The following is a 19,190-nucleotide window of genomic DNA, read 5'->3' as shown; positions in this document are numbered from 1 at the left end:
CAATCAATTCAAAAAAAATAAAAACGTAAAATAACTTAAGGGTTAATAAACGTATTAATATCTTCCATACTAAATTTAGGATTAGCACCTTGACTTCCCGCAACCAATGCTCCAATAGCACATGCATAATTAATGGCGTCTTGAGGATTGTCACCCTTAAGTAATTTGCTTATTAGTGTAGCTAAAAATGAATCTCCTGCACCAACAGTATCAACGACCTCTATATGGTAACCACTATTGTAATAAAAGGTATCATTAAAATATAAAATTGCGCCATGACGTCCTTTTGTTACACAAATAGTTTTGGTATTTGTATGATCCGCTAAAAATTTAATATTTTGCTCTAAAGAATGTGTTTTGGAATTTAATGTTTCTCCTATTTCAAAAATTTCTTCATCATTAAATTTTATAAAATCAGCTTCATTCATTAAATGATTTAAAACCTCTTTTGTATAATATGGCGCTCTTAAATTTACATCAAATATCTTGTACTTTGCATATTTTAAAAGTTGGTATAAAGTCTCTCTGGAGTTTTCATCTCTTGCAACTAAACTACCGTAAATAAAAGCATCAGCTTGTTGTGTTACACTTTTATTAAGCGATGTAATTTGAATATTATCCCAAGCTCTAGGAAACATAATATCATATGAAGCAGAACCTTTTGCATTAAGCATTACTTTAACCTTACCAGTTTTTAACTTAACATCCACTTGTAAATTATCGATATTTACACCTTGACTTAAAATGAAATCTTTTATTTTACTACCTTTATTATCGTCTCCAATACTACTAATAATTGATACATTATTGTCTAAAGACTTTAAGCGCAAAGCCACATTTAAAGGTGCTCCTCCAATTTTTTTATGTGAAGGAAAAACATCCCATAACACTTCTCCAAAACAAACTATATTTTTCATTTATATTAGTTTAAATATTAGCGTTTAAATCAAATACACATTGCTCCACACCATACTTTAAAATATCATTATATGCTGTTGTGTAAGCTTCAACAAATGGCTTTGAGTCTTTTAATGAACCAAAAATTGCTTCTATTTCTAAAAATGCTTCTGGATTAGCAGTGCTTTCCAGTGCTTTTGCATGTAATACCGGTTGCATAGCATCTTTTATTATTAAACCATTTCCTTTCTCATCTTTACCTAAACTATATATAGCCCAAGCAGCTACTACAAATGCAGCACTAGTAATATCACATTTATCTTGTAATTGTGCGTTTACTGTCGGTAATATAAAAATGGGAAACTTAGCCGAACTTTCTGAACAAATACGATCAATTTGATCTTTAATATTGATATTTCCGAAGCGCTCTAACAACGATTGTTTATAGGCATCCAAATCAACACCTTCTAAATCGCCTAAAGTTGGTGTCACTTCTTCATCCATATAATGCATTAGAAAAGTTCTGATATTTGGATTGTTGACCGCTTCATCAATGGTATTATAACCCATTAATGCACCAAAAATTCCTATTACTGAATGACCAGCATTTAATAAGCTTAGTTTCATTTTTTCATATGGCACCACGTCTTTTACAAACTGCGCTCCAACATTTTCCCAAGCAGGTCTTCCTTCAATAAAATTATCTTCTATAACCCATTGTTTAAAAGGCTCGCAAACTACTGGCCAAGCATCATGAATCCCTGTAGTTTTAATTAATTTTAATATATCCTCTGGTGTCGTTGCTGGTGTTATCCTATCTACCATAGCGTTTGGAAACGATACGTTTGACTCAATCCAATCGATTAAATCTGGCTGAGCTTTGCTAACATAACTTAGTAACATCATTTTTGTCATGTGACCATTACCTTGAATGTTATCGCATGACTGAATAGTTACACCCTTTAAACCTAGTGATTGCCTTAACTTTAATGCTTGTGTGATATATCCAAAAATGGTTTTTGGTGTGTTAGGATATTCTAAATCGTGAATAATTAACGGATTTGTAAAATCGAATGTCTTAGTCGCTTCGTTGTAATTATAACCACCTTCTGTTATAGTTAATGATATAATTTTTACTTCAGGACTAGCCATTTTTTCGATAACCGCTAATGGATTTTCTGGCGCATATAAAAACTCCACTATAGAGCCAATAATACGATTAGTGTGAGTACCATCTAACTCTTTAACCACTAAAGTATACAATCCATTTTGATCTTTTAGAGTATTATAAATTCTGCTATCAAAATCTAATAATGCAATACCACATATTCCCCAATCCTTGTTGTTTGGATCGTGTAATAATTGGTCTGTATAAAAAGCTTCATGTGATCTATGAAAACCACCAATACCAATGTGTACTATTCCTGTCTTTATGGTCGTTCTATCGTATTGTGATACTGTAATTCTTTCAGATATATTTGAAAGATTTTCAGCGTTTAATTTGTAATTTTTCATCTTAATAATTTTATTATTTACTCTCAAATCTTTGAAGTAATACTGCAAAAATGATTATGGCTCCTTTAACAACTTGCTGAGGATAAGAAGGTACATTTAGTAAGTTTAAAATGTTTCCTATTAATCCTAAAATAAGCACACCCATTAACGTATTAATAGCAGTCCCTTTACCACCATTTAAACTAGCTCCACCAATCACAACAGCTGCTATAGCATCTAACTCCCAAGACATTCCCATATTTGGTGATCCTAAATTAGTTCTGGATGCGACTATTATTGCAGCAGTAGCAGCTAAAGCACCAGAAATAGCATATACCAAAAACTTATACTTGTTAACTTTAATTCCGGATAAGCGTGAGGCTTCTTCATTACTACCAATAGCAATAATTAAACGACCAAATACATTATAACGCAACATAACCATAGTAGCGATTACGATTAAAAAAAAGACTATAGCAATATTTGGAACACCTAATGTAGAGTTGTTTGCAAAATTTGACATAAATACACCTCCTGCAGTTTTAAAAGTAACTGGAGACCCTTTAGAGTAAATAAAACTTAATCCTCTTGCAATAGTCATTAATGCTAAAGTTGCAACAAAAGGAGCCATTTTTTGATAAGCTACTAGATAACCCGAAATACTACCTAAACCAAAACCGATAGCAATGGTAAAAACAATAGCTAATGGTAGTATGACTAAATTAATTAAAATAGCAAATGTAACTGCAAGCAATGCAACCATGGAGCCAACTGATAAATCAATACCTCCTGTTAATATTACTATTAACATCCCTATACTAATAATACCAATACCAGAGACTTGTTTTAATAAGTTAGACAAGTTTACTGAAGTAAAAAACACATCGGATATCAATGCTGAAAAAATTACCAGTAAAATAAAAATGAATATAGTATTGTACTTTACTAAAAACTTAAGAATACCACTTGGACTGCTAAGTTGTTGTTTTAATGTTAAAGCCATAACATGAAATTTTTAATATTTAATTAGATTGTTTTAATGCTTTACCTATCGAGTAACGCAATATGTTTTCTTCGGAAAATTGTTCTTTTTGTAACTCGCCATAAATAGTCCCTTCATGCATGACTAAAATACGGTCAGAAATACCCATAATTTCTGGCATATCAGAGGATATTACAACTACTCCAACTCCTTTTTTAGCGACTTCGTTTATAAGATTGTAGATTTCTATTTTAGCACCAACATCTACACCTCTAGTAGGTTCATCAATAAAAATAACTTTACTATCAATACTTAACCACTTAGCTAGAGCTACTTTTTGCTGATTTCCACCACTTAAGTTTTTAACATCAATCTCTGAGCTTGGGGTTTTAATGTTTAATTTATCAATTAAACTTAATACCTTTTTATACTCGCTGTCCACATTAATAAATCCTAATTTTCCTGAAATAGAATTAAAATTAGTCACACTAATATTTCTTCTTATGGACAGTGGTAGAAAAACCCCTTCTTCTTTTCTGTCTTCAGACACAAAACCAATTTGATGCGCTGCAGCATCTACCGGAGATTTTGTTTTAATCTCTTTACCGTTTAAAATTAAAGTTCCAGATTTTTTTTTGTCTGCTCCAAAAATAAGTTTAGCGGTTTCTGTTCTTCCACTACCTCCTAATCCTGCAATACCAAGCACTTCACCTGGACGTACTGAAAAAGAAACATCATGAACCATGGTGTCTTTTGCAGTTAGATTTTTAACCTCAAAAATAGGTTCTGTTCCTATTTTTACATCTCTAATTGGAAACAAATCTTTCAATTCGCGACCAATCATTAATCGGATAATACCATCTGTATCTGTCTCCTTAATAGCCATACTTCCTGTATCAACACCATCTCTAAGTACTGTAACAGAATCTGCTATTTTAATAATCTCGTCTAAATGATGAGAAATGTATATTATTGAAATTCCTTGATCTCTTAATCTAAAAAGGTTGTCAAACAGTTTTTTTGTATCTGTAGGATCAAAAACAGTTGTTGGCTCATCTAAAACCAATACTTTAGTGTCTTCAGATAATGCTTTTGCAATTTCGACTACTTGTTTTTGGACTATACTTAAATTTCTAACTTTTGCTGAAGCGTCAATTGTAAAGCCTAAAGAGTCTATTAAAGCTTGAGCATCTTTAGTAATCTTATCCCAATTCATCCAAAACTTACTTGCTCCTAATTTGTGTAAATAGATGTTTTCGGCAACAGACAAATCATTAACTAAAGACAACTCTTGATACACCACACTTATGCCTAAAACCTGACCTTCATGTGTGTTTTTAGGATTAATTTCTGTGCCATTTAAGCGAACAGTACCAGAGTCTTTATAATGTACACCACTTAATATTTTTATAAGTGTTGATTTTCCTGCTCCGTTTTCGCCTAATAAAGCATGAATTTCTCCTGGTTTAACTTTTAAAGTCACATCTTTTAATACGGAAACAACACCAAAACTTTTGGATATACCTGACATTTCAAGACGATATTCATTTTTTAAGTTTTTCATATCAATGGATATTAGCTATTAAAATAAAGCATCAGGATTGTAATATTTAGCAGCGTTTTCTTTTGTAATTAATAAAGGTGCTGTATAAGATTTTTTATCAAAATCACGTTTTCCGTTTATATATTCTATTGCATATTTAACAGCATTTTTACCAATTTGCACTGGACTATTCATTGCAGTACAACCATAAAAATCAGTTTCCATAATGTACTTAATAGCTTCTTTTTGTCCATCAGCACCAGCAACTATTAATATATCATCTGTTTTACCAGCCTGTTCAATAGCTTTAATAGCACCTAACACACACACATCAGACTCAGTGATCACCACATTAATATCTGGATGAGCTACCAAAATATCCTCCATAGCTTTTAAACCACCTGCATAAGACCACTCTGTATACGCTTGGGTTTTTACATTTAAATTAATTTTTCCTTGCGTACGTAATTGCTCCTCTGTTATACCTTGTAACAAACCTTGTTTGCGTGTGCGTCCAACAGGGTTTCCTGCGTTACCACTTAACAAAGCAATATTCATTGGTGTGTTACCCATTTTTTTAGCTAACCACTCTCCTGCTAATGCGCCATTTTCCAGATTATTAGATTGAATGGTTGTTACAAAATCTGCGGAAGAGTTTATAGAACTATCAATTATAAAAACCGGAATTCCTGCAGCTTTAGCTACTTTTGTAATCCCAACCAAAGCATCTGGATCTTTTGGATTTAATAAAAGGGCATCAACACCTTTAGTTATTAAATCCTCAACCGCAGCAATTTGCTTGGTGATATCATCTTGACCGTCTGCTGATAAAAAAATCATACCATTTTTTTCTGTAGTAGATTTAATACTTTGTAGCAGAGCTTGGTAGTAAGGCGCATTTAATGATGGTGTGCAGTAGCCTATTTTTTTACCTGTAAGATCTATAGCACTATTAAAAAGCGCTCCTTCTACCTCTGCACCACTTGTTTTATTTTGACTTACGTCTAAATGCTCTACACAGCTGTATAGCGATAGATTAAATAAGAGAACCAACATTGGCATACTTATAAATTTTAGTTCGAATTTTAAGTTTTTTATTCTCATGATTTTAAATATTACTTAAAGATATTTGTCTTTTTATGTAAGTTAACACTTTATCGTTATACATTAATTATTACTGCTTTAGCTTTAATTTAAAACAATGTTATATCTAATTGTAACACGGTCTTTTCTTGCTCTGGATTCCACATTGCAGTAACATCCACTGGTATATTATAATTACTGATTTTAAGCTTTTTACTAAAGGTAGCACCAACATTAATGATATTACCAGATCCTTTTGTATAAAAAGTTTTATCTGTAATAAAAGACCATGCACCTCCAGCAAATAAAGACAAGCTTGAAGATTTGTTTTGCCACACTTTACTATTAATTTCAAAATAATGTGTCCACGAGTTTTCTAGGTCACCATTGGATTGCACTTGATAATCACCAGAACCTCCATTAATAATTGTTGCTAAATACAATAACGTATTAGGCGTAATATTGTAACCAAAATTTAAATCCACAAAATTATAACCTTGTGTTTTATCATAACTCCAATAGTGAAGCTTATCTCCTCTTTCTTCTACACCTGTATAATTATTATGTGATACTGCTTCAATAAAAAACTTATCTGAAAAACGGTATTTGGTATAAATTGAAAACTCTTTATAGTAAGCACTTTCATTTTCGTTAGTGTTAATGTTTTTTACATCTACTGAAGAAAAACTTGCTCCTCCCCAAAAACCAAAAGTAAACTTCTTGTTTTTTGAATTATATTCTAAGTTAGCAGTAAATAATGCTCCTGGATGCACCACAAAACCATGCCATGTGTGCATATTCTTTACATGCGCACCTATACTAAATGGCTCATAATCCTGCTCTGTATCTTCTACATTATTTTGGTTGTCTTCCTCTAACACCTCTTGATTTTGAGAAAAAACATCTGGAACAACACTAAGCATAAAAAAACCAAACAATAATAATAGTAGTAGATTTTTATTACCAAGCTTTTCAGACTTTATAGTATGTTTGGTTAATTGGCTAATTATCATTTTATTATGTTTTAAAATTCAGTATATTTTTAAACGTCATAATTACGTTTGTTTTTCAAATGTATCATAAATAATTTATAAAAACCTAATAATTCGCAAAAAAAATATGTTATATTAACTTTTATATATGCTATATTACCAAAAACTTAAGTATATTGTATTGGATACACATATATTATTTAACGTAACAAAGACGTTAACGTGCCTATTTTAATAAATGAAATAAATCTATGAGTACAGAAAAAATATTAAACCTATCGGTAGATTGTGTGGTATTTGGTTATGACACCAACACCAAGTCGTTGAATGTTTTATTAATAAACCGATTTTTAAAATCTAAATTGTCTGAAGAAATTTTGGTTGATGATTTTGTATTGACGGGATATCATGTATATAATGACGAAACTTTGGACGATACAGCCACTAGAGTTTTAAAAGAATTAACAGGATTAACAAATCAATACAAAAAGCAGTTTAAAGCTTTTGGAGATCCAGATAGATTAACAAATCCAAAAGACCTAATTTGGATTGAAAATGAAGCTTTTAATTTAAGAACAATAACAATAGCTTATTACTTTTTACTTAAAACAGAAGATGTTAATTTAGAAAAAAACGCCTTCAACCCAAAATGGTTTCCTGTTAACACCTTGCCTGAAATAGGTTTTGATCACGAAAAAATAATATTGGAAGCTTATGAAGATTTAAAAGTTAAATGCTTATCAGAGCCAATCATATTTAAATTACTTCCTGATAAATTTACAATTAATGAAGTACAAGATCTATATCAATCTATCTTAGGCATTGAAATAGACAATCGCAACTTTAGACGCAAGCTAATTAACAAAAAATACATTATTGCTTTAGATGAAAAGCAAGTTGGCGTATCCAAAAAACCTTCACAACTTTATATGTTTAGTTTGGATATATATAATAAAATGTTTAGCAAAAATTATTTGATAAGCATCTAAAATTTATATTGTAATTTTTTAAATAAAAAAAAACCCATTAAGATTACTCTTAATGGGTTTATAATTTAAACTATGGTCGATTATATTTTTTTAACCTTAACTGCGTTCATCCCTTTCATTCCTCTTTCAAGCTCGAAAGACACTTTATCATTTTCTGCAATTTGATCAATCAATCCACTAACGTGGCAAAAATATTTTTCGTTGTTTTCTGTATCGATAATAAAACCAAAACCTTTAGATGTATCAAAAAATGATACTTTACCGTTTCTTACTGGATCTTCTTCCTCTCCTTCAACCTTTTTAGGAACACCTAAAACGATTTCTTCTGCATCAATCTTTTCCTTTAATTCTGGATCTGGTGGAGTATCTACCAAATTACCATTATAGTCTACATATGCAAACTGTATACCATCAGAACCACCATTAGCTTCTTTGTCAAGCTTACGTGCCTCCATCTTCTTGCGCTTATCTTCTCTTTTCTTTAAGCGTTTTTTTTCTTTTTCACTTTTATTAAATGTTTGTTGCGATTTAGCCATTAGCGTTATTAAATGTGTGTTTTAAATGAATTCATTTGTCAGAAAGTAATTAAAAGCTATGTTCTGCTTAACGATTCTAAAGTACTTAAAATAAAGATTAAGGAAAGGTTTACTTGCTTAAATGAGCTACAAAGATAGTAAATTTTTAAATAATTGTATATTAAGTCTTTAGGCTAATTAGCTTTTTTTATGTAACAGCCTTAATTATTGCTTTTTAAATCGTGAAAAAATAACTAGTTTTTTCTTAGAGTTAATAAAATAAACTCCTGTTAATAAAGTTAATGCTGCCACTATAGATTGCATCGTAATTTGCTCGTCTAGTACATACCAACCTAAAAACAATGCTATTACAGGATTTACATAGGCAGAAGTAGAAACTTTTTCTGTAGCGACCTCTTTTAACAAGTAATTAAATGCTGTAAACGCGACAACGCCTCCAAAGACAATTAATAATAACATAGACCCTTTGGCATTTAGACTCCATTTTGTTGGTGCTAACCAAGCCTCATTAAAAGCTAAGCTTAATATAAATAATAAAAGACTAGCAAAAAGCATTTGATAACCCGTTGCTACAAAAAAGTTTTTAGGCAAATTAGATTTAGAAACAAAAATACTACCGTAACTCCAGCTTAATACACATGTAAATATCATTAATATTCCAATAATACTGTCCTTATTAAGTGCTAATGCTTCTTGACTTACTAAAAGACACATACCTATAAAGCCAAAAATGACACCAATAATAGATTTAGTTTTAATTTTAGAACCATGCAATATTCGCATTAAAAATATAACAAATAATGGTTGTGTAGCTGCTATTAATGCAGCAAAACCACTATCTACATACTTTAAGGCCCAAACAAAGACTCCATTACCATATACCAGAAATAAAAATCCAGCAAAAGCTAAATTTAATAATTGTCTTTTGGTAGCTTTAAGTGATATTTTTAAAAATTTGGCAATTATAAAAATCAATATTCCAGCACTAAAAAATCTTATTCCTGCTAAAAAAAATGGTGCGACCTCTGACACCATAATTTTATTTAACAAATATGTAGAACCCCAAATAAAGTAAATAGAGAAAAAAGCAAGTACAATTAATATTGATTTTCTAGTACTATCCATACGATTAATTTTAAACGAAATTAATGATTAATCCTATATAAATGGTAATTAAAAAAAACAATAATTATCTTTGTAAAAAAGACAAATATTATGCTTCAAACATTTCGTATCGTTGCTTTATTAGAAGGTGTTTCTTACTTATTATTAATGGCTGCTGCTATTTACAAAAGACTTCCTGATGGTGACGATTATTACGTCCAATTATTAGGAATGCCACATGGTTTATTATTTGTTGGATACATTGCTCTAGCTTTTTTAATTAAGCCAGAACAAAAATGGTCAAATAAAGTCTTTGGTATTGTATTATTGGCGTCCATATTGCCTTTTGGTACTTTTTACGTAGATAAAAAATACTTAAAATAAGTTTGCAATAGTGTGATGCACTAAAATATTAATTTGACAACCTATCCTTTACAAACTCAATTTTAGTTTTTCCGTGTGGTTTTGAATTACCATCCTTGTCTAGATTGACCATAATAATATTATCTACTGTAATTATGGTTTCTCTGGTACGCATATTTCTTACTTCGCAATTTAAAGATATTGAGGTACTTCCAAATTTTTTAACTTCCATACCTATTTCAATTATATCACCTTCAACAGCCTTACTCATAAAGTTAATTTCGCTCATGTATTTGGTCACCACTTTATTGTTTTCTAACTGTATTATTGTATAAAGTGCAGCTTCCTCATCAATCCAAGCTAATAATTGTCCTCCAAATAATGTTCCGTTAGGATTTAAATCTTCGGGTTTTACCCATTTTCTAGTGTGAAATCTCATGTTTTTTTCTTTTAATCAAAGATAAAAAATCTTGATTGTTAACAACACAGTTAAAAAGTATATTTAACTATACCATCATTAGTCTTTATTATCGATATTTTTAATAAAACTTAAATATTATGACTACCAGAGACACACAATTACTAGCTATCAGACCCATAATTAAAAGTATTATCATTAGTCAAAATATGAGCGATGAGGAGCGTTTCCAGAACATAACCCTTAGACCAATTATAAAATTACAAAACGAATTATTTATTCAAGTTTTTAGAAATTATATAGCTAAACATAAAAATGTATTTTATCAATTAACCATTGAAAAACGTTTAAATTATATTGAAAATGCTGTCCATAAAGACATCAAATTTAGAAATAGTATAAAAGGAATGATAATTGGTCAATTTACTACAGAAGAATATGAAAAATATATTCTAAATTCGTCCGCTTTAAATAAACGAATGATGTCCATTGTAAAACAGCGTTTGCAAAGTAATATTCAGCTATTTGAAAAACCAGAAATACTAAAAGCAGTTTAATATAACCAATGACAATAAAACAACAACTTCTGCAAATTTGTAACGAACAGGTAGAAAAACGCATTACAGATTATAAAAACGAAATAGACCTTATAAAAGAGTCTATAGAGAGTAATGATAAAGGAGGCTCTGATGATGATGATTCTGGAAACGGTAAACTTTTAAATGATTTAGAAAAAAATATGGGTTATCTAAACGATGCTAGAAAAACCCAAGATTATTTAAAATTAGTAAAAGCCAATTTATTAAGTACTAGTGTAGCTTTAGGAAGCTTAGTTAAGACAGACAGTCTTCACTTTTTTATATCCATTAGTGCTGGTAAAATCCAGATTGATAATCAAGATTATTATGCCATTTCATTACAATCACCTATTGGGCAATTATTAAAACAAAAGTCTACAGGTGACACTTTTGAATTTAATGGTACTAAATATACGGTTACAGAAGTTGCTTAATCTTGTATTAAAGACACACCATTTAAGTCTGTAGTTAATACATCACTCATATAATCAAAAAAGGGTCTAATGGTTTTAAAATAGTCATTGACCTTTTGAGCAAAGTCTTCTGAGATGACTTCTGCGTCTGTAAATTGTATAGAAAATATGTATTGCTTTTTCTTAATTAAATCAATAGCTTCATGATCTTTGTCAAAATTTCTTGGAGCTGTTTTTAGTTCGTCACCTTTTAGTGTTCCCCAAACAGATTTAAATTTTGAATCATTAATGATTGATGTAATCTCATTATCATCCATTTCAAATTCTTTTCTAATTCTTAACAAATCCTCTTTGCTAGGATCCCAAAAACCACAAGCAATAAAATTATTTCCTGGTTGTATTTGCACATAATACCCACCTCTTAATCTTGGTTTAACACGATGAAACGTACCTCCAAAATTATTTTTGTAAGGCAATTTATTTTTAGAAAAACGGACGTCTCTATAAATCCTAAACAGCTTCATTTTATCAAGTTCATCATGCACTTGCATTTTTGAATATATGTCATTAAAAACCAATTTAGTTGCTTTTAACGCCTTGTCATACTCTGATTTGTTATCTGCAAACCATTCGCGATTATTATTTTTTTCTAATTTTTTAAGAAACGCTATTGCTAGTTTAATGCTCATAAATTTGTGATATGGTTTAAAAATACAAAAGTCCTAAAATTAATTAGGACTTTTGTTGCTATTAATCAAATACATTTAAAATATATTAATTAATTTTTTCTTTTTCTTAGCTATTCTTTTTTGTTTTAATCTACTGCATCTTCTACATCGTCCGCAACGTTTTCAACTGCGTCTTCAACTTTTTCTCCTGTAGATTCTTCTCTGCAACCTGTTAATAGTAATGATACTGAAAATAACAAGATAAATGTGTGTGCTAGTTTTTTCATTGTTTTGGTTGTTAGTGGTTATTTTATTCTTCTATTTCTTCAATTTCATCTTCTACATCATCCATAGCATCATCAACATCATCTGAGGCGTCCTCTAGGTTGTCGTCTATGTCATCTATAGTTTCTTCAACTTTTTCTTCAGTCGTTTTGTTTTCTTCTCTACATCCCGTTACAGCTATTGAAAGTGAAAATAGGATTAGTAATGTATATAAAAGTTTTTTCATTGTTTTTGGTTTTAACGGTTTAATAAACTAATCAGCTTACTTATTTTTGCTTAAAATATCAGTTAAAAGCTGATTAGTTTTTATTAGTTTGTTATTAGTTTTAAGCTTTTTTTAATAGTGTCAATACAAATAACACTAAAAAAATGAAGAATAATACTTTAGCAATTCCTGCAGATGCTCCTGCTATTCCACCAAATCCTAAGATTCCAGCGATAATTGCGATAATAATAAATGTGATTGTCCAACGTAACATAATTTTTGGTTTTTAATGATTAATACTAAACTAAAAGCGCTTTACTTTTAATTGTTTGAGAATGAATTCTCGGTTTCCTTAGGCATATCAAATGATAGTTTGTTATCAAATTGAAGTGTTCTAATTGGAAATGGTATGTTTATATTTTCTTTGTCGTAAGCCTTCTTTATTTCAATAATAGCTTTACTTTTTGATCTCATTTTTTCTAAAGCATTTTCTGCATCTATCCAAAATCTACATAGGTAATTAATTGAGCTTCCTCCATATTCTGTGTAGTAAAACTCCACATCTTCTGGTTTTTCTATTTGATCAAATGTATTGCAAATGGTTTCTTTAGTTAATTGTTCTACATGATCTAAATCCGACTCATAGCCTACTCCACATTCTAAGAAAACTCTCATTTTAGTGGTTAAGGTGTAATTTTTCATGGGATTATCAAGGATCATCTTATTTGGGATTATCACCATGTTATTGTCAGCTTCCTTAATGGTAAAATCTTTCAAATTAATATCTATAACTTCTCCTGAAAATCCATTGGTTTCTACCCAATGTCCAATTTGTATTTTTTTTCTAAAAGACAATACAATACCAGCAAACGTATTAGATAATGTTCCTTGCAATGCTAAACCAATTGCTAAACCTGCAACACCAGCACCTGCTAGTAAAGAGGTTAAGGTTTTACTTAAGTTTAAAATACCTAAGGCTAAAAATAGTCCTGCTAATACTACAACTACTGATGATAGACTACCTATCATGTTAGTAATAGAGTTTTGCTGAATTTTTCTAGACACTAATTTTGTAACATATTTATTTACATATTTAGCTATAAAATAAGCTGCAATTAATACAACTATGGCTAAAATTAGATTTGGTATATTGGATACAATAGCATTAAACCAAGATTCTAACTTGTCGATTAATAGGTTGTATGCTTCTGATAATTGAGATTTCATATGGTTTTGTTAAGTTAATTAAGAGGTAATGGTTTTAAATTTATAATTAACTGTTAGTTACTACTTTTTTTAGTTGCTCTGAGGTATTTTTAGACCAAGCGTTTAACATCCAACTTGATTTTTCAAGCTCTCTAATGTATGCACCAATTAAATCAATTGTTCCCTCATCTCCTGCTCCTTCTGCTTTACTAAGTACTTGAGACATTTGCGCTAACATGGTCTTATGGTCATTTAGTAGTTCCTCTATCATTTCTTGATCAGTAATCATGCTTGAGGCTTCGGATAGTGACGAAATTTTTAAATAATCACTAAATTTACTTACTGGATGGTGTCTTAAAGTTAAAATGCGTTCTGCTATTTCATCTACTTTTAATTTCGCTTCGTTATACATGTTCTCAAATTTTTCATGTAAATCAAAAAAGTTTTTTCCTAAAACATTCCAATGGAAACTTCTTAATTTTTGGTAGTATATATTATAATCTGCTAGTAACGTATTTAACTCTACAACTACAGGTAGTATTTTCTCATCTTGCATATTCAAATAATTCATGTGTTCTGTTTTTAATGTTGTTAATTTCTTTGATACAAAGATGCAACACTAATCCAGTTGGCATGTTATATGATTTTTTAAGAATGTTATAGAATTTCAATAAACACCTATAAAACAGAGGTTTTTATATTAAAATAGTGTTAAAATGTAGAAATTATGAAGAATATGATAACTTTTACTCGAACTCGATATCCTTTAAAATTAATCCAGAAGCAGGAGCTATGTAGTGATTATGACCTTCAAAATCTGGTTTTAAACTGGCTTCAATATCTGCTAATGTGCGTTTACCTTGACCAATTTCAATCAATGCTCCCATCATTAAACGGATTTGATTGCGCATAAACCCCTTTCCCTTTACACGCAGTATATAACTCTGTTCTGGAAAAAAGTTTGCTGTATAGATGGTGTTTTCTACAATTTCGCATTTTAAAATAGTCCTATTATATATACCATTATCTGTTGGTCTATAACAATAGTGTTTTAAAAAATGTTCTCCTTCAAACAGTCTCGCAGCCTTTTTCATTAACTCAATATCTAAAGGATCCAAAATTGTAGTTAATATTGGTGCACAAAAAGGATGAAACTTACCGCCAAAAGCAAAAACGTATAAATACTCTTTTATTTTTGAATGTTGAATAATATTAAATTTACTATCCACCTCTTTAATTGTCAAAGCACGAAGATCTTGTGGTAGATTGTAATTAAACAAGGCCATAAATGCATCAAAATCATCAATAGGTTCTTCTAAAAACAACTCGAAAGCAGCACTCTCTGCACTTACCATAGCATCTGTACGACCAGAAGTTAAGGTTTTAAATTTCTTTTTATCTAAAATGAAATTTAAAGTTCTGTCAATCATTAAATGTAAGGTCTTTAAGTTAGGCTGCTTTTGCCAACCATGAAACCTATACCCTAAATATTGAATTGTAATGACGTAGAAATACTTTTTTTGCATGATAATTTATGAATGCCGAAAATACTGCTTTGTAATCATTTCGCAAAAATTTTATACCTTGAAACCTTAATAACTAATTAAAACTAACTTTATGACAAATGTAACCTCACAAAAACCACCTATGTGGTTTTTAGTAATTAGTATTATTGCCTTAATATGGAACCTTTTAGGCGTATTTGCTTACATAGGGCAATCTATGATGACTGACGAAGTATTAGAACAACTACCAAAAGCAGAACAGGAGATGTATGCAAACTTACCCTCTTGGTATATTGGTGCTTTTGCAATAGCTGTTTTTGCTGGAGCAATTGGAAGCTTGGCATTGGTGATAAGAAAAAAATGGGCTTTTCATGTTTTATTAATTTCGTTAATTGCAGCACTAGCACAAATGTATTACTTAGTATTTGTACTAAAAATGGCTAATGCAATGACACCAATGATAGTGATTGTTGGAATGGCTTTAGTATGGCTAGCCAATCATGCAACTAAAAAAGGATGGATATCTTAAACCTAATCAATACACACAAAAGCATCAATTATGTAATTGATGCTTTTTAATTCTTTTTTAATTTGAATTTAAAATACCCCTTCGATCCTTATTTAAAACACCACGTTATTATTGGGTTTGGTCTTGCTTTATGGATTTTTTTATTTTTATTTATTACTGAGCCTTTAGACATAAGCGAACTTAATACCACTGAAAAACTAAAGTACCTACCTTTTTATAGTCTGATTGCGACGCTATCATACTTACTATTTTTACCGCTACAAAATTACATTTATAAACAGTCACGAAATAATTGGTTACTAAAACACGAAATACTGTTTTTATTAAGCCTGTCTGTTGTTTCTCTTATTTTAGCTAGGTCTTATTATTTATATGTTGTGGTCGCTGGTCAAGCAAATCCACATACTTTAGGCTATATGCTTATGTCACTTTTACTACCTGCATTAGCTATTATTTTACCAATTATAATTATTGGTCGTTTTGCTTTTGGAAAATATTTTGAAAAAATACTTGAGGATAAAAAAATTGAGATTAAAGGAGAAGGTAATTATGAAAGTTTAAAGCTTCATTTAAACGATTTAATTGCGGTACAATCTTCAGATAATTATATTGAAGTTTTTTATATTTCTGGTTCTATTCTGAAAAAAAGTTTGATCAGGAATAAATTATCTACTATCGAAACTACTTTTACAGAATTACAACGCACACATCGCTCTTACGTTATAAATCCTTATCATTTTCAGTCTTGGAAAACCGAAAAAGGAAAACACTTTTTAGTACTATCGCATAACATAGAAGTGCCAATATCCAAAACTTATTTAGAAGCTATTAAAAGTGCTTTAAATTTCGCCACAGCATAACGGTATTTCACCCCAAACCCTTATTATAATTGATTTTTATTTGATTTGAAATATATCTTTGCTTCAGAAAGTTTAATCAATAAAAACCCGTTACAATGAAAAATTTCACATTAATTTTAGTACTTTTTTTAGCTTCTATTCAGCTTACTTTTTCTCAAACCGAAACTTGCGACTGTAAAACCGATTTAGATTTTATTGTTGAAAAAATAAAAGCAATGCCTTCTTTTAAAACACAAATTAAAGGTGAGAAAGCAACCGAATTTGAAAATACATACACAAACTTATCCAACCAAATGAAGCAGCCCATTTTAATAGAGGATTGCTATAAAATGTTATTACAACAAATGGTTTTAGTTAATGATGTGCATGCCTCATTAAGCTATATTAAAACTCCAATTAATAAGGAAGATTTAAACGATACTTCAAAACTAAATGACTTTAAAGCTAGTAATGCTTTTAAAAAGCATCCAAAAACAGAATATAACCTAAACGATTTGGAGGCTGAATTATCTAAAAAAAACGAACAAGAATTAGAAGGTATTTATAATTATGGTGACGATCTTAAAATTGGAATTTACCAACAAAAAGATAGTGATACCTTAGTAGGTGTTGTTTTAAAAAGTAACCTAAATCAATGGGAAGCTGGACAAATTATAGTCTATGCTACGCACACTACAGGAATAAAATATAATCTGTTTTACTATAACCCAAGTACTAGATCTCCTGGTTTTGTTAAAAGTATTTCTTTTGAAAATGGAAGACTTTGGATATATAAAAAAGCTACTAATACTAATAACGAAGAATTACCAATAAAAGACCAATCTAACTGGGAGTTTAAACAATTAACACCAGATACTCAATATATGTATTTTGGTAACTTTAGTTCGTTTAGTAAATCTAATCGAAAAGCATTTAAAGATTTTTACGCTAAAGCGAAAAAAGAGCTAACTGCAACAAATGTAATTGTAGATTTAAGAAGTAATGGTGGCGGAAACAGTAAACTATCTGATCCCTTTTTAAAATTATTAAAAAAGAAAAACGTGTATATTTTAACCAATTGCTTTACAGGAAGTAATGGAGAGCAATTTACTTTAAAACTAAAAGCACTTAAAAATGCAAAACATTTAGGACAGACAACACGCGGTATTATTGCTTACGGAATGAATTACGGGTACAATTATAATACACCTTCTGGTAATTTTAATATTACACCAACAGACATGAATTTTAATAAGTATTTAGCTTACGAAGGGAAAGGTGTCACTCCAGAAATTGCTTTAGACTTTGGTAAAGACTGGTTAGAGCAAACATTAGCAATAATAAAAAACACATCTAATTAATTACATATAATTGTTTTACGTGGTTCTAATGCACGATTAAACTTTCTATTTTATCATTAGATAAACTGTCGCTAAAAAATTAGCGACAGTTTTATATGTTTATTTTTTCTCTCTACCTTTTAAAACCTCCACAACATCATTAAGCTTAAACCCTTTTGCTTGTAATAACATTAAGTAATGAAACAGTAAATCTGCACTTTCACTTAAAAACAGATGGTCTTTGTTGTCCATTGCTTCAATAACAACCTCTACAGCTTCCTCTCCTACTTTCTGTGCTACTTTATTTATACCTGAAGCAAATAATGAGGCAACATAAGATTTCTCTGTATTTCCCGCTGCTACTCTACTTTCAATCGTGTTTTCTAATTTTGAAATAAAACCGAAATTTTCAGAGTTAGTGTCGTTCCAACACGTATCCGACCCTTTGTGACACGTTGGTCCTTTTGGATTAACTTGTATTAATAACGTGTCGTTATCACAATCTAATTTTATATCTACAAGGTTTAAAACGTTTCCGCTTTCTTCACCTTTAGTCCATAATCTGTTTTTTGTGCGACTAAAAAAAGTAACCAATTTAGTCTCTTTTGTTTTATTAAATGCTTCTTCATTCATGTAACCCAACATCAACACGTTTTTTGTTGTGGCATCTTGGATTACTGCTGGTACTAAACCGTCATTGTTTTTGTTGAAATCTATGGTCATCTTGTTATGTATTGGTATTGCTATAAACATTGTGCTTTTTAGCAACCATTTATTAATTATGTGATACTGAAACAAGTTCAGTATGACGTTGTTTTATTATTGTGTCGTTAGTACTAATGACATTGTCTTTTTTTGATTTTGTATTAAGAACCTTTTTTGTTGTGCTTCTCGATACAATTTGCTCATGCTTCACAAATCACTCGAAGTGACGTTATGCTGTTTGCTCTGTTTTAATTGGCGCAAACTACTGTTTTACGCTTTGCTTTATGTGATACTGAAACAAGTTCAGTATGACGTTGTTTTTATTATTGTGTCGTCAGTTCGAGTGAAATTGCTTTTTTCGCAATTTTGTATCGAGAACCTTTTTTCTTTTGCTTCTCGATACAATTTGCTCATGCTTCACAAATCACTCGAAGTGACGTTATGTTTTGTTTGCTCTGTTTTATTTGGTGCAAACTACACTTTTATGTTTTACTTTATGTGATACTGAAACTAGTT

24 protein-coding genes are annotated in these 19,190 nt (G+C 30.3%); 7 read left to right on the top strand and 17 right to left on the bottom strand.

The window, feature by feature from the left end; translation table 11 throughout:
* Positions 1-35: 35 nt before the first annotated feature.
* From B2989_RS05410 to B2989_RS05385, 6 genes are all read right to left on the bottom strand, one after another.
* Complete coding sequence (locus B2989_RS05410) at positions 36-917, bottom strand: carbohydrate kinase family protein (RefSeq protein ID WP_292945290.1); 882 nt, start codon at positions 915-917, stop codon at positions 36-38.
* A 10-nt stretch (positions 918-927) separates the two neighbouring features.
* The gene (locus B2989_RS05405; protein ID WP_292945287.1) at positions 928-2,412 is read right to left on the bottom strand and encodes a mannitol dehydrogenase family protein; all 1,485 of its coding nucleotides are present in this window, start codon (positions 2,410-2,412) and stop codon (positions 928-930) included.
* A 13-nt stretch (positions 2,413-2,425) separates the two neighbouring features.
* Complete coding sequence (locus B2989_RS05400; RefSeq protein ID WP_292945284.1) at positions 2,426-3,394, bottom strand: ABC transporter permease; 969 nt, start codon at positions 3,392-3,394, stop codon at positions 2,426-2,428.
* A 19-nt stretch (positions 3,395-3,413) separates the two neighbouring features.
* Positions 3,414-4,937 (bottom strand): sugar ABC transporter ATP-binding protein, encoded by a 1,524-nt coding sequence (locus B2989_RS05395; RefSeq protein WP_292945282.1) that lies wholly within the window; start codon positions 4,935-4,937, stop codon positions 3,414-3,416.
* Between the two features lie 18 nt (positions 4,938-4,955).
* Positions 4,956-6,020 (bottom strand): substrate-binding domain-containing protein, encoded by a 1,065-nt coding sequence (locus B2989_RS05390; protein ID WP_292945279.1) that lies wholly within the window; start codon positions 6,018-6,020, stop codon positions 4,956-4,958.
* A gap of 89 nt (positions 6,021-6,109) precedes the next feature.
* On the bottom strand, positions 6,110-7,012 hold the full coding sequence (locus B2989_RS05385) for a hypothetical protein (protein ID WP_292945276.1): 903 nt from the start codon (positions 7,010-7,012) through the stop codon (positions 6,110-6,112).
* 230 nt (positions 7,013-7,242) lie between these two features.
* On the opposite strand from B2989_RS05385, the gene B2989_RS05380 reads away from it, so the two are divergent.
* Positions 7,243-7,980, top strand: coding sequence for an NUDIX hydrolase (locus B2989_RS05380; RefSeq protein ID WP_292945273.1), 738 nt, complete (start codon positions 7,243-7,245; stop codon positions 7,978-7,980).
* Between the two features lie 80 nt (positions 7,981-8,060).
* On the opposite strand, the gene B2989_RS05375 is transcribed toward B2989_RS05380, so the two are convergent.
* Together B2989_RS05375 and B2989_RS05370 are read right to left on the bottom strand one after the other, a co-directional pair.
* A complete protein-coding gene (locus tag B2989_RS05375; RefSeq protein WP_090841006.1) occupies positions 8,061-8,516 on the bottom strand; it encodes a cold-shock protein in 456 nt (151 codons plus the stop codon).
* A 204-nt stretch (positions 8,517-8,720) separates the two neighbouring features.
* Positions 8,721-9,641, bottom strand: coding sequence for an EamA family transporter (locus B2989_RS05370; protein WP_292945260.1), 921 nt, complete (start codon positions 9,639-9,641; stop codon positions 8,721-8,723).
* 90 nt (positions 9,642-9,731) lie between these two features.
* Between B2989_RS05370 and B2989_RS05365 the strand changes: the two genes are divergently transcribed.
* Complete coding sequence (locus tag B2989_RS05365) at positions 9,732-10,004, top strand: DUF3817 domain-containing protein (protein WP_145001736.1); 273 nt, start codon at positions 9,732-9,734, stop codon at positions 10,002-10,004.
* A gap of 28 nt (positions 10,005-10,032) precedes the next feature.
* Here B2989_RS05365 and B2989_RS05360 read toward each other — a convergent pair whose 3' ends face one another.
* A complete protein-coding gene (locus B2989_RS05360; RefSeq protein ID WP_292945255.1) occupies positions 10,033-10,422 on the bottom strand; it encodes an acyl-CoA thioesterase in 390 nt (129 codons plus the stop codon).
* Between the two features lie 119 nt (positions 10,423-10,541).
* Between B2989_RS05360 and B2989_RS05355 the strand changes: the two genes are divergently transcribed.
* Both B2989_RS05355 and B2989_RS05350 read left to right on the top strand, forming a co-directional pair.
* Positions 10,542-10,958: a glyoxalase gene (locus B2989_RS05355; RefSeq protein ID WP_292945252.1), complete on the top strand. Its 417-nt coding sequence runs from the start codon at positions 10,542-10,544 to the stop codon at positions 10,956-10,958.
* A gap of 8 nt (positions 10,959-10,966) precedes the next feature.
* Positions 10,967-11,413: a hypothetical protein gene (locus B2989_RS05350; RefSeq protein ID WP_292945249.1), complete on the top strand. Its 447-nt coding sequence runs from the start codon at positions 10,967-10,969 to the stop codon at positions 11,411-11,413.
* Here B2989_RS05350 and B2989_RS05345 read toward each other — a convergent pair.
* The 7 genes from B2989_RS05345 to B2989_RS05315 all read right to left on the bottom strand — a co-directional run bounded on the left by B2989_RS05345 (position 11,410) and on the right by B2989_RS05315 (position 15,282).
* The gene (locus tag B2989_RS05345) at positions 11,410-12,081 is read right to left on the bottom strand and encodes a DUF2461 domain-containing protein (protein WP_292945246.1); all 672 of its coding nucleotides are present in this window, start codon (positions 12,079-12,081) and stop codon (positions 11,410-11,412) included. The two genes, B2989_RS05350 and B2989_RS05345, sit on opposite strands and share 4 nt — an antisense overlap.
* Before the next feature lie 125 nt (positions 12,082-12,206).
* Positions 12,207-12,347, bottom strand: a complete 141-nt coding sequence (locus B2989_RS05340) for a hypothetical protein (RefSeq protein ID WP_191098705.1) — start codon at positions 12,345-12,347, stop codon at positions 12,207-12,209.
* A gap of 23 nt (positions 12,348-12,370) precedes the next feature.
* Positions 12,371-12,571, bottom strand: a complete 201-nt coding sequence (locus B2989_RS05335; protein WP_292945239.1) for a hypothetical protein — start codon at positions 12,569-12,571, stop codon at positions 12,371-12,373.
* A gap of 100 nt (positions 12,572-12,671) precedes the next feature.
* The gene (locus B2989_RS05330; protein WP_028282108.1) at positions 12,672-12,824 is read right to left on the bottom strand and encodes a DUF1328 family protein; all 153 of its coding nucleotides are present in this window, start codon (positions 12,822-12,824) and stop codon (positions 12,672-12,674) included.
* Positions 12,825-12,871: 47 nt separating this feature from the next.
* Positions 12,872-13,777, bottom strand: a complete 906-nt coding sequence (locus B2989_RS05325) for a mechanosensitive ion channel family protein (RefSeq protein ID WP_292945234.1) — start codon at positions 13,775-13,777, stop codon at positions 12,872-12,874.
* A 46-nt stretch (positions 13,778-13,823) separates the two neighbouring features.
* Positions 13,824-14,327: a Dps family protein gene (locus B2989_RS05320; RefSeq protein ID WP_292945231.1), complete on the bottom strand. Its 504-nt coding sequence runs from the start codon at positions 14,325-14,327 to the stop codon at positions 13,824-13,826.
* A gap of 175 nt (positions 14,328-14,502) precedes the next feature.
* Positions 14,503-15,282 (bottom strand): tRNA pseudouridine synthase A, encoded by a 780-nt coding sequence (locus B2989_RS05315; protein ID WP_414692214.1) that lies wholly within the window; start codon positions 15,280-15,282, stop codon positions 14,503-14,505.
* Positions 15,283-15,373: 91 nt separating this feature from the next.
* Here B2989_RS05315 and B2989_RS05310 point away from each other — a divergent pair, with 91 nt between their 5' ends.
* The 3 genes from B2989_RS05310 to B2989_RS05300 all read left to right on the top strand — a co-directional run bounded on the left by B2989_RS05310 (position 15,374) and on the right by B2989_RS05300 (position 17,990).
* On the top strand, positions 15,374-15,790 hold the full coding sequence (locus B2989_RS05310; RefSeq protein WP_292945228.1) for a hypothetical protein: 417 nt from the start codon (positions 15,374-15,376) through the stop codon (positions 15,788-15,790).
* A gap of 62 nt (positions 15,791-15,852) precedes the next feature.
* Positions 15,853-16,650 (top strand): LytTR family DNA-binding domain-containing protein, encoded by a 798-nt coding sequence (locus B2989_RS05305; protein ID WP_292945225.1) that lies wholly within the window; start codon positions 15,853-15,855, stop codon positions 16,648-16,650.
* A gap of 95 nt (positions 16,651-16,745) precedes the next feature.
* Positions 16,746-17,990 carry a S41 family peptidase gene (locus tag B2989_RS05300; protein ID WP_292945222.1) on the top strand — a complete coding sequence of 415 codons (1,245 nt, stop codon included), beginning with the start codon at positions 16,746-16,748 and terminating at the stop codon, positions 17,988-17,990.
* Between the two features lie 99 nt (positions 17,991-18,089).
* Here B2989_RS05300 and hisIE read toward each other — a convergent pair whose 3' ends face one another.
* Positions 18,090-18,692, bottom strand: a complete 603-nt coding sequence (gene hisIE, locus B2989_RS05295) for a bifunctional phosphoribosyl-AMP cyclohydrolase/phosphoribosyl-ATP diphosphatase HisIE (protein ID WP_292945219.1) — start codon at positions 18,690-18,692, stop codon at positions 18,090-18,092.
* Between the last annotated feature and the right edge of the window lie 498 nt (positions 18,693-19,190).

The organism is Olleya sp. UBA1516 (assembly GCF_002323495.1).
In the GTDB taxonomy this organism is placed as follows: domain Bacteria; phylum Bacteroidota; class Bacteroidia; order Flavobacteriales; family Flavobacteriaceae; genus Olleya.
Note: the sequence above shows the minus strand (reverse complement) of the source record. Positions and strands in the feature narration are given on the sequence as shown.